The sequence below is a fragment of the Streptococcus sp. OMI870 genome, from assembly GCF_047460295.1.
Taxonomy (GTDB): Bacteria; Bacillota; Bacilli; order Lactobacillales; family Streptococcaceae; genus Streptococcus.
Genome location: NZ_JASHGM010000003.1, coordinates 212,157 through 225,421, shown reverse-complemented (window position 1 = coordinate 225,421; position 13,265 = coordinate 212,157). Strand labels below are relative to the sequence as shown.

Sequence of the window (13,265 nt, the reverse complement as noted above, 5' to 3'; positions counted from 1 at the left end):
TACATTATTCTCCTGTATTATTTAATTCTCGAAGCATTGACTTCATTTGCGATGTTTTATTGTCTCCAATTTGTGGTTCTACAACACGCATTGGTGCAACAGGTTCGACAGGTTTGATAAAAGATGCTAAGCGTTCTGCATCTGCTTTTAGACTTTCTTCATCGGTACCTTGCAAGCGATCAGCTAAGTCGAATGGCAAACCATTCTGTAATGCAATTCGAGTACGTAAGTTTTCCGTTTCATAACCGGAAATTTTAGCCTCAAGATCGGCAATTTGCTTGTTAGAACTTTCTGTCTCTTGCTTAGAAGTTTCTAATGCAGATTTTAGACTGCTATTTTCATCCTGTACTTGAACAACAAGAGCTTTTATATCATCGTAATCCGAGTATTTTTCTTTAACTCGTTCTAAACGATTCTTGATGATTGCATCAAGTTCCTCTTGCGTTTCAATAACCTTAAATTCTGACATTCTCATGTCTCCTTTCTCCTGCTTTCCCGGCAGTTCGGTAATTTTATCATCAAAAAAAGCAGTTCTGGGACTGCTACTTTTTAATAACTGATTTTTTGCTTTTTCTTAGGCTTAGTGGTTACACAAGCCCAATGCGCAAGCAAAGCGCTGTCCATCAAAGAAATATCCATATCGTCAAAATGAGAGCGATAACCAAAACCACCATTTGAACCAATATTACGCTTATCGCAGTTAGTAGCCACTTTTGATAGAGATGGTTGTCCAGCATGGCAGATATTTTTTTGATAAATACCCTGCTCCCAAAGAGCATTTGCCACTATGATCTCTTTAACAGTTGGTAAGATGACATTCTTAATTTTGTAGTCCTTCAATTCTTCATCTAGAATCTTTTGACCACTTGCACCGTCAATAACGATTTGGGCCACATCTGCACTACGCAGAAAAGCCACTAGCCAGTCATTCCCATTGCGCACCGATTGACAATCTATAACTTCGACAAAAAAACGTCCATCTTTCGTCCGAACTGCAACGCTCATGGCAACGTTTGTACCATCTTGTCCATACTTAATCCCAACAAATAATTGTCCGACAAGATCAGGAATATCAGATACTTTTAATTCGTTCCATTCTGTTTCAGATATAGCAGACTTCTGATTGTAAGTAGGCCAGAAACCTAGACGTTGAACATTATGATCTAGTTTATCTTCACCTAACTCAGCTTCTACTTTTCGTTCATTCAAGTGATAACCCATTGATGGATTTGAATGATACCAGGCATCCACATCGTCAATCTCTTTTTCTTCAGACACAGACCATTCAGCCCAACCAGAGTATTTCCCTTTACCGAATAAGCACGTTTCTCGATACTTAGTAAAGACTGTACCACTGGAAACTGGTGTAGGAGGAGTCCCACACATTATAGTCATTGGATTAGCACTATCGGTTACAGTATATTTCAAAGCAGATTCCTGCTCTGTTGTGTATTCCTGTGCCTCATCAATGATCAGCATATCGAATCCTTCACCAAGACCCCCATTTGATGTCCTGGTACGGAATTGGACCACACCACCAGTTTTATATAATTCAATCCGTTCCTGTCCTTTGGCACGGATAGAGTTGAAATCTTCACCATCCACATATCCCATTTTCTCTAGGTAACGTTTAACCTTTTCAAATGAGGCGTGAGAAGTGGAAATACGATGAGCTGTGTGAAGGATGTTTAGTCCTTTATGCAGCCCCCAAATCTCCAAAATGTAAAGAAGCTCTGACTTCCCGTTCCGTCGAGGAATAGAGTATCCAAATTTCTGATGCACCCATAAGCCATTTTTATCAACAGCCATCATAGGTAGTAGAAGGTTTTTTTGCCAAGAATAGCAAGAAAGACCAGTTTTTTCGTAAAGATCAATCGCTTCATTTGCTAATGAATTTTTCTTGACGTATTTTAAAATCACCGATTGAGTAGGATTCTGATTGCCAAGTTTCTTCCTAGCCATACTATAACCTTTCAATCGTAATCGCATGATAACCCTATCGCTGGGAGATATCAGATCACCTCCTAATTAAAACCACAATAAAAGCACCCTTTCGAGTGCTTCAGTATTCTTATTTTCGGTCTGAAAAGAATTCAGCCCAATATGGATTTTCTTTACCAAAGATTTCAACCTCTTCTGAAGTCATGTTTTGAGGGTAATCTTCAAAAAGGTTATAGAACTTTTCCTTATCAAACGTAAATAACATCAACCCTCTAGCAAACCATGACGTATCAACCCACCAAATTTTGTCATCATGATTTTCTTTATAGCAATATTCAGACCAGTTTATTTCTTCATGATCATCTTTCATGGCCTTCAATTCCTTTCATTTGTTTAGAACCGGCTGTGTTAATGAAACTCAATATATTATGGAACTCAGGATTATCTTTCAATGAATCCGAATCAATAATACAACTATCCACCTCATATTTACCGTGTCTGGTACTATGCGTTTTTTTACACTTGAATCTTTCTTTCAAAACAATGTTATCTATTGGTTTAAACCCGTTTGATATTCTGGATTGTAATTCCAAATATTCGAAACGGCCTTCATTTTTTCTTATGATAGCCGCATGTCTACCTGCCGCTAAATAATATTCATTCCCAGATTCTACCTTTTCCAACAATTCTCTGACAGCAGTAAAGTCATTTGTATGTTTAACAACATGCATTTTAACACCAGGAAGATTTCCTATCATTTGGATTCTACTGTTTCTAGCAAAAAAGTCACAGCTTTCCCCTCCTCGAAAATCTAAAACGGTATAACCACCTTTATTACCTATGTAAGCAAAAGCTGCGGATGAACATGATCCTTTTGTTTTATCTCCACCACCAACAGCAGCAATGATTTGCTCCTCAGTTAGTTTTTTAGGACTTTTTTTGATAGGATTCGAGGTAATTCCTTCTTGAAGCGCAAGTTTTCTCACTTCGCTCATTTGAGATTTCCCATTGATATCTTTCCTTGCTTCTATCTTATCACTTTCATCTGTTTTTCTCCAAATTTTACTCCAAATGTCTTTAACTTTCCCGCTTTTTGGATCATAGTCAACAGTACAACGACAATGTTGATGTCTTCTATAAACATTCTTTGGAACTTTTGGATATTTATAGCTACCTTGAACCTCTTGACACCAATCACAGCAATGGAGATAAGATTTTCTAATAATTTCGGGTTGTAATCCAGATTTATGATGAAACTCAGCATTTTTTTGAATACTATCATCAATAATTGATTGCGTGAAATTGACAATAGGCTCACCGAGCAGCCACCTTACATCTTCAAAATTATCTTCAGACGAAAAGCGATTTACGATACCATCTATTCGATCTTGATTTAGTAAAGGAATTTGAACTTTAAGCCCTATTTTTGCCTCTCTGTTCAAATTTTCCTGAACATCTCTAGTATAAGCGCTTATTATCTCATAATTACGACCCAGCACGTCCATCAACAAACGTTGAGCAATATTGTAATACATTTTACCATCTGGTAATTTATCGGCGCTTAGAGAAGCTTCCAGAGCCTTAGAGAGAATTTCTCCAACTTCGATAGCGAACTCATTCGCTGTCTTATAAGTTGCTTTTTTGGCCTGTAGTTCTGCAAAAGCTCGACTGACAACTTCGCTCTTCCCATATTCACTTTCAAAACGATGCTGTACTTCCTTTAGAATACCAGGTAATACATCATGTTCCATCTGGTTCTCCTTCATTTGTCACAGGAACAGCAGACATATCACCAGCAATACCTGTAAGATCTCGAACCGTTTCAGCATTGATATAGCCAGGCAAGGCTTGATTCAATTTAAGAGCACCATCACCAATCATGGTCATCATATTAGCATCCGCTTCAAATAATGGTTCCCATTTCACGGTTGTTTTCACGAATTGGCTTCTTTCGTAATGAAATTCATCACGCAAACAAGCAGCTACATAAGCTACATTTAGGAAACCAGCACCTAATGATCGCTGAGCCTTTCGACCTGCTAAACGCAAGTTCTCATGACTAGCTTTAATCGCTTCTACAGATGATGGGTTATCTGAAACGAATCCCAAATCATCCAAGGTCAAACCCATTTCTCCAGCAAATCCAGCTGCTGCTGTCCTCAATTGCTCTGTGAATGGTGTCATGCTAGCAGTCGTAAACTGTCCGATACTTGGTTTTTCTCCAGTATCACTTGCTGAGATAGTTAGTAGGCTAGAAACTGTTGCTTTCCACTTTTCTAATGGTTCTGCATCAGGATCCAGGCCAATGATATATTTTTGTGGCCATGAGTAAAATTCAGCAGTAATATCAGCACGTTCTAGAGTCCGTTTAGCGTATTTTTGATAATACATCCCTGCCCTAGTAATCCGTGAACGACCAAAAGGACGAACTGCATCTGGCCTGTGAATAACAGGGACCAATAAAGGAATATTAGCAGGGTTCTTGACTGAATAAGGCTCTTCATCTTTTGGAATGAAGTGAGTGGCATTCGACTCAAAATATGCTTCCAAAGTTGGTTGTCCGTAATCATCACGAGCTAATACTGCATACCCTTCATTTAACAGTCCAGTGATCGGATCAATAATTCCTGTTGCATTGCTTGATTCAATCACCTGCAATCGCACTTCTTCATTATCCCCTTTCGAAAGGTAGATAAAACTACACGATCCAATCAAAGCGGATAAGATTGCACTATCAAAAAAGATATCCGGGTTATTTTGTTCAAAAATCTCAGTAACTTCAAAATCATCATTTTCGAACTTTCTAAACACTAGACGATCTGCAAGGCTATCAACCCCCTTAGCAGTCCACCCCAACGTTGATTTGTATTGAGCACGGACATTTATAGGGATAGTAATCCCTATGGGGTTGTCATTATTTTTCATAGCATAATGCTTATACCGCAAATTAACTCTAGGCCTGCAAAATTCTAATTTTCTTCTGAGATATTCAATTCCTCTTAGTTCCAATTTCTTATCCTTTCGTTTTGGCACGAGAAAATATGTACAGTGACGGCGTGAAGCTCGGCCAGAACCGAGGGGAGGGGGTAACCCCCCTATCAGTTCTGGGTCAACTGTGGTATTTCAGCCAATTGGTTGATTGTGGCAAATTGCGATTTCCAACAATTGCATTTTTTTCAAAATTTTGTTCAGCATATAACTTATCAGACTTTTGTCTATTGCATTGCCAATGCGCAAGCTGTAAGTTCTTGATGTCTGATGGATGTCCATTCCTATTCACTGGAATGATGTGGTCTATCACTGGGGATAGTGGGTGAGGGTACCTGAGGGATTTATCTACAGGCTGGCCACAGATCCCACAGGTATTCTGAGTCTTGAGTAGTATCTTCTTATTCTTTTCAAATGCTACTCGATGTGGTCCGTTACGGTCTGCCCGTAGTTCTTTCATTGTATACCTCGATTGTCTTCTCTGTTTTATATCATCCTGCACACCTTACCCTCGTTCCCTTATTCGGTATCAATACCCTGGTATTGAATAGTGGGGGGTATTATTTTGTTAGATAGGGGGGAGTAAATTAATGAGGGAGGGTGTAATTATTAGGCCTGGTATTTTTAAGTTGATGGGTGTTATTTTATTAGAGGGGGAGGGTCTTTGAATTTAACATATCTTATATTCTGTTAATTTGAACCATAAGACTTTCCACCTTACTCTCTCATAGATAAGTGAGCCATCATCAATAAATGAATTTACTTTATTTCATTTTGTTAAATACGTGACCTTAATAAGCAAAATTCAGCATGCTATTATCTAACTCATCCTGCTTGAACCCTATATAACCAAGTGTGATATCTGGTGAAGAATGATTAAATAACTCCATCAATATTCCAACATTTTGATTCTTTCTGTAGTGATGGTATCCAAACGTTTTCCTCATGGAATGTGTTCCGATATTTGTTAAACCAATGTGCTCTCCTGCATCCCTCAAGATCTGATATGCTGCCACTCTACCAATGTGTGTTATTCTAAGCCCTTCATTGCTCACCTTCTTTCTCGAAGGGAACAAGTAATCATAATCCTTTAATTCATTTTCTTTTATATAATGATCCAGGGCTTTTCTTAGAGCTGGGTTAATAGCGAATCTCTTTGTTTTACCTGTCTTGCGTTCGGTAACTTCAATGTGAGTTCCTTTAACACTTCTTACTTTCAAGGGCAGGATATCACTAACTCGCATTCCTGAATACAGCCCTGTAACCATCATTACATAGTCTCGTTCATTCTTACTCTTTAAGTAATCCTTCATACGTTCAATATCATCTGTATCCCGAATCGGTTCTACTTTACGCATTTACCTACTCCTTTCAAATAAAAATAGTCAGTCCATTAGAACTGACTTAAAATATTAGCTGTATGGGATTCGAACCCATGCCACCCCGAATCTCTCTGGTGAACAGCTAACCAAAAATACTATTAGGAGATCTACAAAAAACTACCAGGCCACCGCCTTCATTTTCTGATAATACTATTTTAAGTCATATTTTGTGTTATGTTTACCGTATTTTTACCGCAAAAATACCGTTTTTTTATTACATACTAGCTCAGCATCTCGATACTGCTCTGCAAACGCTAATAAAGCATTGTTGTACAGTTCCTGAAATTTAGTCCTCTCTATACCTAGATAGTTGTAAATTTCGTAGTTTAGATCTTTTTGATTTTTAAGAAACTTGGAAAATAGTATATATCGATAAGTAGGATTGAATAGCCTGCTTACCGCTTGTTCAATTTCTTCTAACTCCATCATTGCATCCACACGTCGAACTGCTAAATTTTCGACAGCTTTATTAGGTCCTGCTCCTCCCCTGGGTTGAAATGTGAATTCCTGCGTTACTTTTTGAATTGGGTCATCACATGCTATTTCTCTCCAGCGTGGATATTCTGAGAGCTTTTTCTTAGACCTTCTTATTGTTTCTTTTTCATCGATATCATCAAAAAGCTGCATTCTTCACCTCCGTTTCCTGAATCGCTATATCTGTTAGTTTATCTTGCTTTCCACTTCCGATTTTGTTTCTTAATCTTAAAATCTTTAACGATCTTCTTCCACTCGCTATCACATGAAGAATGTATGAAGTAACTTATTCTTTCTTTAAGTTTTTTATTTTCTACCTCAAGAGCTTCAATCTCTTTGTAGCATCGTCGAACTTCTTCACGATAGAAATCATCAAATATAATCATATATACCTCCTAAAATGGAAGATCATTATCGCTGATATCCATTGGATTTGAAGCATAAGAAGGTGGCATTTGTTCCATCATCGAATTTTGATTGCCGGAATTATCACGTTTTTCTAGAATTTGAAAATTCTCTGCTACAACCTCTGTGACATAAATACGTCTACCATCCGTTCCTTCATAGTTTCTTGTTTGGATACGTCCAACAATTGCTACAAGGTACCCTTTCTTGGTCCAGCTTGCAAAGCGTTCTGCTTGTTCACGCCACATCACGCAATTTACAAAATCTGCATCGTATTCTCCATTGGAATTTTTAAAATTCCGGTTGCAAGCTATTGTAAATTGTGCAGTAGCAATATCTGAAGGAGTGCGTTTCAACTCTACATCCTTTGTCAATCTTCCGATTAAAGTTACATTGTTAATCATTATTCTTATCCTCCTACTCCGTTCTGTTCGGCAATTTCTTTTAACTTCTGAGCACGTTCATGCTCACGCATTTGATATTCACGATTTAATTTATTTAGAATAGTATCCTGCATTGTATTTTTTTCAGCCATGCGCTGGATACTTAATTCGTGCTCTTCTACTTCCCATTGCAAATCCCTATTTTCTTGCTCAAGTTTTCTTATTCGTGTGTTTAGATTTATGCTTGATAGAAAGAGTATTAAAAATAGAGCTGCAATATTAACAATCAGTAATTGATTTTTGTTCATACTCTTCAATCTCCTTGTCTAAATCTCTGACTTTACGTTTCATCCACTCTTTGTTCGCTGTGGCATTTTGTTTTCCTATTTGATTACATAAAGATATGAACAATTTCTCATCTTCTAGTCTTTTTTGATAGGCATTTCTTGTTTTAACTAATGTCTCTAATTTCATCTTTTTTATCATCCTCTATATTTGATAAAACAGCCACCAAAATGGCCCAAATCAAGCCAGAAAGCCAGACTGCTGCGAGTAGTATGTAGATAAAGTTTTGAAGGGTCATTGGTTGTCCTCGCTTCCGTATCCAACTAAATAAACTACCTCTTTTGGGTTAATGCATACATTCTTAACACGCATTAAATGTCCATTGTTGAATTGACTAACCAATCTAGTTAAATCTTTCTCACTGCATCCATCTGCCTCAATCTTATTACCGTTTTTTAAATGAAATATAATATTCATTGTTTTGTTCCTCGTTTATTTTTCTAACGTTTTGATTACATTTTCAATATGTTCTTTCTTCTTCTGCAACTCTTCCAAACTTTTGACTTCTAATGCTTTTTTAATAATTTCAAGTTGTTCAATTTCTTTTTTAAACTTTATAAGGCCTTCAACTTTGCGAGCATAATCCCTAAAATTATTTGCCCAGTCATATTCTTCCCAACCAAAAACTCTTGAAATTTCTTGTTTTAAGTCATAGTATTTTCTTTCTAAATCTCTATTGACCATCGCTTGAGAATACATAATGTAGAATGTCATAGCTGAAATCAGCAAACAAGCAAAGAACATCCCCCAAAACATCAAATCTTTCATTCTTCCACCTCCTCGGCATTTTTAAAAGTAAATCCAACTCCATACATCAACAAGTAACTTTGAAGTCTTACAAAGTCTTCAATCAATTCCGCTTCTTGCATATCGTATTCAGCGACTTCATTTAAAAAATATTCTATGTCGTCATGTTGCACACTGCCGTACTCTGTTCTTGTGTGATTCATTTCAAATTCGAAACCATCTACATCAATTATGTAATGAATCCCATCTGTCGAATTTTCGTATTTATAATTTTTAATAATCATCCTTCCACCTTCTCTATCTCATAAATTTAGGTATATTGCCGCAATATTCTTCGCAAAACCAATACTTTCTACAACATTTGTCGTAGTCATACTCTTCTTTAACCATTAATTTTTGTTTTAATGTTTTTCTGTATTTTTTAGGACATGAAAACGAAAAGTTTTCGTCATGTTGATTAAACCAAGCCATGAAATATCTGAAAGAGTATTGATAATGTTTTCTTTTTTGTCTAAAGTTCATCATTCCTCGCTTCTAACCACAGTTAGATTTCCTGTTTTTTTCCCTTGAGCATGCAATTCTGCATAATACTTAAGCATACCTGCATCTTTGCCGATAATACGACTCAATTCTTTGAGTGGCCCTCGACAGATGTATCTGCCATCTTTATATAATTTGTAATCTGCTAACTCTTCTGGATCCCCAACAATGGAACTTTCTGTCACACCAAAATAATCACAAAGGCATTGAACTTGAAACTTTCCTAACTGCACTCTACCATTTAACCATGAAGTAACTGCATCTCTCCCATATCCTAATTCAAAGGATAATTGATGCCTAGTCATACCTCGACTTGCTAGGAGTAATTGCACTTGTTGTTTAGCATGTTCAATCTGATTCTTTGTGTACTTGCTCATTCTCTAACTCCTTTACTAAAGAACTGAGGAATGCTAAAGATTCTTTTTTACCTGCGATTTCCTCAAGAACCCATACCAAATTGCGGAAGGCTTTTTTTACATCCTCTATGCCGTTCTTCTTTTGGAATCGTAAAAGGTATTTCATTGAATTTCCCCAGGCCCAACCTGCCTTTCCTGCTAAATCACCTATGAAGTTTTCTATTACATCAATTGCCTCCATCCCATTTTTCCCATGATAATGGCTGGGGTTGTTGATAGTATCATACTGTTTCACTTTGTTTTCGCCCATCATAAATCCTCCTCTTTCACCCAAACACCGTCAACTAAGCGCCCTGTTCGATCTTTGATCTCTTCGTATGCCAAGCCTAAACACTCTGTGAAATCGATATTCAAAAACTTAGATACTCGAATCAATTCAAATGCTACATTTTTTAATTGATAATTTTGGCGACTAAAGTAAGCAGCAACTGATTGATCTAGCAATAAAATAAAATGATCTTCTTCCTTGTTAGAATTCGTAGAAGGAACTGATTCTGTATCTGGAAATACTTCTTTCGTATCAATTCCTAATTGTAGAGTAAGGCCAATTAACACTACAGCAATGTCTCCGATGCTATCTTTTACAACGTCATCTTGTTTTTTTGCTAGCCCACTAGCTAATTCCCCAATTTCCTCAAACAATTTTAAAAATTGTTTATCAGGATTCTGAGTCTGTAAATTACGATCATAAAACCATTTTTGAGTTTTCTTAATTAATTCAACTAATCTTTTATTTTCCATTAATACCTTCTGCTTTCCATCCCATCAGGGAATTTAAAAATATGTTTACTTGCACCCTTAAAAATTCTATCTGCAAGTGCTGGATTATAGATTTTTTTGATATCGCTACTAGATAAGTTCGTATTGATAAAAGTTGTCTGTCGATTGTCCAAAATCTTGAATAGGACCCTTTGTCTCCATTCATTTGCTTGCTTAAGATTATCACTCATACTACTTTCCTTACCTAGATCATCAAGAAAAAGATAGTCTACATTGCTAAGCATTTCTACAGCATGACTTTCTGTAAAGTCGCCTTTCCCACCAAAGCTATTTTCTATCTCAGTAAATAGTCTAGTTACCGATACAAAAACAATACTTTTAGGAGTACCTATGTCCTTGAATTTATTATTCAGAGAAGAAGCTAAAGCAATTGATAGATGACTCTTACCAACTCCAGGAGGGCCAGTGATAATAACATTCCCAGTTTCTCCCTTCACATAGTCTCTCAGCATCCTTTTTGAAAAATTTAAACCTTGCTCTGCACTCTGATTATCAGTGCTAAAGTTCTCTAAATTTTTTCCGATCAATTCATCAGGAAATAAACTAAAACGACTGAATACTTCAAATGTTTGGGCTAATTTTGAATTAATTGCTGACTCATTATTTAACTTTTTCTCTATTCGTTTAATTTCTTCCTTCTCACACTCTGGACAAACCTGCAAATATTTCAATTTTCCAGCAATAACTACTGGACTCTCCCATAATTGGCAAGAGTGCACTTCACAGATTTTATCTAGTAGCTTTTTTCTTTCAATATCTTTTAGAACTTCCATTAGAATCCTAGCCTTTCATCAACTGCTGAAGCAAATGAGCGGATATTTTTTGGTATGCTACGATTAAGATAACTATCAAACTTATTCCCAAAAAGCGTTTGAGGTTGTAGATATCGTTCATAATCTGTTCCCATCCATGTAGCTGCCATAACATTAACCACATGTTTAAAGTCTTTTAGTTCATAACCTTCCTTCAAGCGTGCCTTAATGTATTTATGATGGCTAGCTGTATTTTTGTTGAAATTCTTCTTTGTAACCTGATTGAGATAAGTAATAACTTCCTGACAAAACGACTTAATATTGTTATTATCAGTATCGTTAATATCTATCTTGTTTGTCTGTACTTTTTCCAGTTCAAGAACTGTATTTTCTACAGCTCCATGCTGTACTTTTTCCAGTTCAAGAACTGTATTTTCTACAGCTCCATCAACTTGACTGATATAAATTCTATTTGGTAGATTATTTCCTTGTCGAATTTCTTCCAGTAAACCCACCTCTCTTAATTCTTTCTTCACTTTAATGATTGTTTTTTCACTGCTATTTAAATCAATCATTAATTGCTCATTTGTATAATATTGAAAAACATTTCCCTTTCTGTCATGCCAGCCATTTTTTACCGATAGTTCAAGCCTACCAAACAGTAACATATACATTAATTTTGCATTGTTGCTAAGTTTTTTATATTTTTCGTCATAGATAAATGGTTTAGGAAATTTAAAGAAAGCTAGAAAGCCTGCTACTTCAGATTTTTTAATCATTTAGTTTACCTCCATATTTGTAAATTTTGTAAATTCTTTGTGGAAGAATAATTTGACAGTACCCAACCCTCCATGACGGTTCTTTTCAAAGATTACTTCTGTCACATTATCATCTTCCTCTTGCCCCTCACGACGGTAGTAAGAATCTCGGTAAAGAAATGCTACAATGTCAGCATCTTGTTCAATTGATCCTGATTCACGAAGATCTGATAGAACAGGCCGTTTGTCATTCCGTTGTTCTACTCCACGAGAAAGCTGACTAAGCGCAATCACTGGCACTTTTAATTCCTTTGCTAAAATCTTTAATTGTCTTGAGATCTCAGATACTTCTTGCTGTCTATTTTCTTTACCTCTGCCAGTAATCAACTGTAAATAATCAATAACAATCAAACCTAACTCTCCTGTTGTTTGAGCTAATTTCTTTGATCGTGCTCGGATGTCAGAAATTCTGATGCCAGCGGTATCATCAATATAGAGTTGAGCCTTTGATAACTGTTCCTGTGCTAAGAGCATTCGCCTCCACTCACTGTCAGATAACTTTCCTGTCCGAATGTGATAGGCTGGAATCACTCCTTCAGCGGATAGCATGCGTTCTACTAGACTATCAGCCCCCATTTCAAGTGAGAAGATAGCTACTGGTTTACCTGCTCGTATTGCGACATTCTGTGCAATATTTAGAGCAAATGCTGTTTTCCCCATGGCAGGTCTGGCAGCCAAAATAATTAAGTTGTCTTCGTGTAGTCCTGTTGTTATTTTGTCAAAATCGGTAAAACCTGTAGCAAGGCCAGTAACATCCCCAATGTGCTTAGATCGTTCATCAATTCTGATATTAGTGGAATCCAATACGTCCATGATGTTTCTAAAACCTGAGTTTTGATTAGCACTTACCGATGTCAGTGTATTTTCAAGTCTTACTATGACATCATCTAGATCTTGGTGATCCTCATATACTGTTTCAATAGCTTTACCTAGATCATTGATGACCTCTCTTGCTTTAGCTTTTTCGGCCACAATCTTTGCATAATGTTCAATGTGAGCACTAGTAGGAACTGAATTGATCAAACTAGCAAGAAAAGCCATTCCACCAATACGCTCAAACTCTCCAATAGAGTCAAGTGCTGATTTTACAGATACAGGGTCAATTGGCTCTCCCTTGTCTGCCAATTCTTCCATAATGTTGAAGATAATACCGTGAGATAATTTATAAAAACTTTCTTGTGTGAGAAATTCGGATGCGATAAATATTTTTTCTGGATCAACGAAAATTGATCCAAGTACCGCCTGTTCAGCTAGTAAGTCGTGAGGCAGGATATTTGTTTTTTCTGCCATTTTA

Annotated in this window: 19 protein-coding genes and 1 pseudogene; all 20 read right to left on the bottom strand. The window is 36.6% G+C overall.

Annotation, left to right across the window (positions count from 1 at the left end; translation table 11 throughout):
* Positions 1-4 precede the first annotated feature (4 nt).
* The 20 genes and pseudogenes from QM968_RS07250 to dnaB all read right to left on the bottom strand — a co-directional run bounded on the left by QM968_RS07250 (position 5) and on the right by dnaB (position 13,261).
* Positions 5-469 (bottom strand): DUF4355 domain-containing protein, encoded by a 465-nt coding sequence (locus QM968_RS07250; protein WP_414383261.1) that lies wholly within the window; start codon positions 467-469, stop codon positions 5-7.
* Positions 470-549: 80 nt separating this feature from the next.
* Positions 550-1,962: a terminase gene (locus QM968_RS07245; protein WP_343085765.1), complete on the bottom strand. Its 1,413-nt coding sequence runs from the start codon at positions 1,960-1,962 to the stop codon at positions 550-552.
* Between the two features lie 109 nt (positions 1,963-2,071).
* On the bottom strand, positions 2,072-2,311 hold the full coding sequence (locus tag QM968_RS07240) for a hypothetical protein (protein WP_414383259.1): 240 nt from the start codon (positions 2,309-2,311) through the stop codon (positions 2,072-2,074).
* The gene (locus QM968_RS07235; protein WP_414383257.1) at positions 2,301-3,692 is read right to left on the bottom strand and encodes a hypothetical protein; all 1,392 of its coding nucleotides are present in this window, start codon (positions 3,690-3,692) and stop codon (positions 2,301-2,303) included. Before QM968_RS07235 ends, QM968_RS07240 begins: the two co-directional genes overlap by 11 nt.
* Positions 3,682-4,950: a phage portal protein gene (locus tag QM968_RS07230; RefSeq protein ID WP_201037563.1), complete on the bottom strand. Its 1,269-nt coding sequence runs from the start codon at positions 4,948-4,950 to the stop codon at positions 3,682-3,684. The genes QM968_RS07235 and QM968_RS07230 overlap by 11 nt, the downstream gene beginning before the upstream one ends.
* A gap of 100 nt (positions 4,951-5,050) precedes the next feature.
* Positions 5,051-5,389, bottom strand: coding sequence for an HNH endonuclease (locus tag QM968_RS07225; RefSeq protein ID WP_061455150.1), 339 nt, complete (start codon positions 5,387-5,389; stop codon positions 5,051-5,053).
* A 331-nt stretch (positions 5,390-5,720) separates the two neighbouring features.
* A complete protein-coding gene (locus tag QM968_RS07220) occupies positions 5,721-6,287 on the bottom strand; it encodes a site-specific integrase (protein ID WP_061455149.1) in 567 nt (188 codons plus the stop codon).
* A gap of 213 nt (positions 6,288-6,500) precedes the next feature.
* Positions 6,501-6,938: an ArpU family phage packaging/lysis transcriptional regulator gene (locus QM968_RS07215; RefSeq protein ID WP_414383254.1), complete on the bottom strand. Its 438-nt coding sequence runs from the start codon at positions 6,936-6,938 to the stop codon at positions 6,501-6,503.
* Between the two features lie 38 nt (positions 6,939-6,976).
* Positions 6,977-7,171 (bottom strand): hypothetical protein, encoded by a 195-nt coding sequence (locus tag QM968_RS07210; RefSeq protein WP_414383252.1) that lies wholly within the window; start codon positions 7,169-7,171, stop codon positions 6,977-6,979.
* Positions 7,172-7,180: 9 nt separating this feature from the next.
* On the bottom strand, positions 7,181-7,594 hold the full coding sequence (ssb, locus tag QM968_RS07205; protein WP_414383250.1) for a single-stranded DNA-binding protein: 414 nt from the start codon (positions 7,592-7,594) through the stop codon (positions 7,181-7,183).
* 5 nt (positions 7,595-7,599) lie between these two features.
* Positions 7,600-7,881, bottom strand: a complete 282-nt coding sequence (locus QM968_RS07200; RefSeq protein WP_061455146.1) for a hypothetical protein — start codon at positions 7,879-7,881, stop codon at positions 7,600-7,602.
* Positions 7,853-8,047: a hypothetical protein gene (locus QM968_RS07195; protein WP_061455145.1), complete on the bottom strand. Its 195-nt coding sequence runs from the start codon at positions 8,045-8,047 to the stop codon at positions 7,853-7,855. Before QM968_RS07195 ends, QM968_RS07200 begins: the two co-directional genes overlap by 29 nt.
* Before the next feature lie 303 nt (positions 8,048-8,350).
* Positions 8,351-8,686 carry a hypothetical protein gene (locus tag QM968_RS07190; protein ID WP_414383248.1) on the bottom strand — a complete coding sequence of 112 codons (336 nt, stop codon included), beginning with the start codon at positions 8,684-8,686 and terminating at the stop codon, positions 8,351-8,353.
* Positions 8,683-8,949, bottom strand: coding sequence for a hypothetical protein (locus QM968_RS07185; protein ID WP_414383246.1), 267 nt, complete (start codon positions 8,947-8,949; stop codon positions 8,683-8,685). The genes QM968_RS07190 and QM968_RS07185 overlap by 4 nt, the downstream gene beginning before the upstream one ends.
* A gap of 237 nt (positions 8,950-9,186) precedes the next feature.
* A complete protein-coding gene (locus QM968_RS07180) occupies positions 9,187-9,582 on the bottom strand; it encodes a helix-turn-helix domain-containing protein (protein ID WP_414383244.1) in 396 nt (131 codons plus the stop codon).
* A gap of 55 nt (positions 9,583-9,637) precedes the next feature.
* Positions 9,638-9,871: pseudogene (locus tag QM968_RS07175) on the bottom strand (DUF3310 domain-containing protein); the annotation flags it as partial.
* Positions 9,871-10,362, bottom strand: a complete 492-nt coding sequence (locus tag QM968_RS07170) for a MazG-like family protein (RefSeq protein ID WP_414383242.1) — start codon at positions 10,360-10,362, stop codon at positions 9,871-9,873. The gene QM968_RS07170 and the pseudogene QM968_RS07175, both read right to left, overlap by 1 nt.
* A complete protein-coding gene (locus QM968_RS07165; protein WP_414383240.1) occupies positions 10,362-11,174 on the bottom strand; it encodes an ATP-binding protein in 813 nt (270 codons plus the stop codon). The genes QM968_RS07170 and QM968_RS07165 overlap by 1 nt, the downstream gene beginning before the upstream one ends.
* On the bottom strand, positions 11,174-11,932 hold the full coding sequence (locus QM968_RS07160; protein WP_414383238.1) for a conserved phage C-terminal domain-containing protein: 759 nt from the start codon (positions 11,930-11,932) through the stop codon (positions 11,174-11,176). Before QM968_RS07160 ends, QM968_RS07165 begins: the two co-directional genes overlap by 1 nt.
* Positions 11,933-13,261: a replicative DNA helicase gene (dnaB, locus tag QM968_RS07155; protein WP_414383236.1), complete on the bottom strand. Its 1,329-nt coding sequence runs from the start codon at positions 13,259-13,261 to the stop codon at positions 11,933-11,935.
* Positions 13,262-13,265 lie beyond the last annotated feature (4 nt).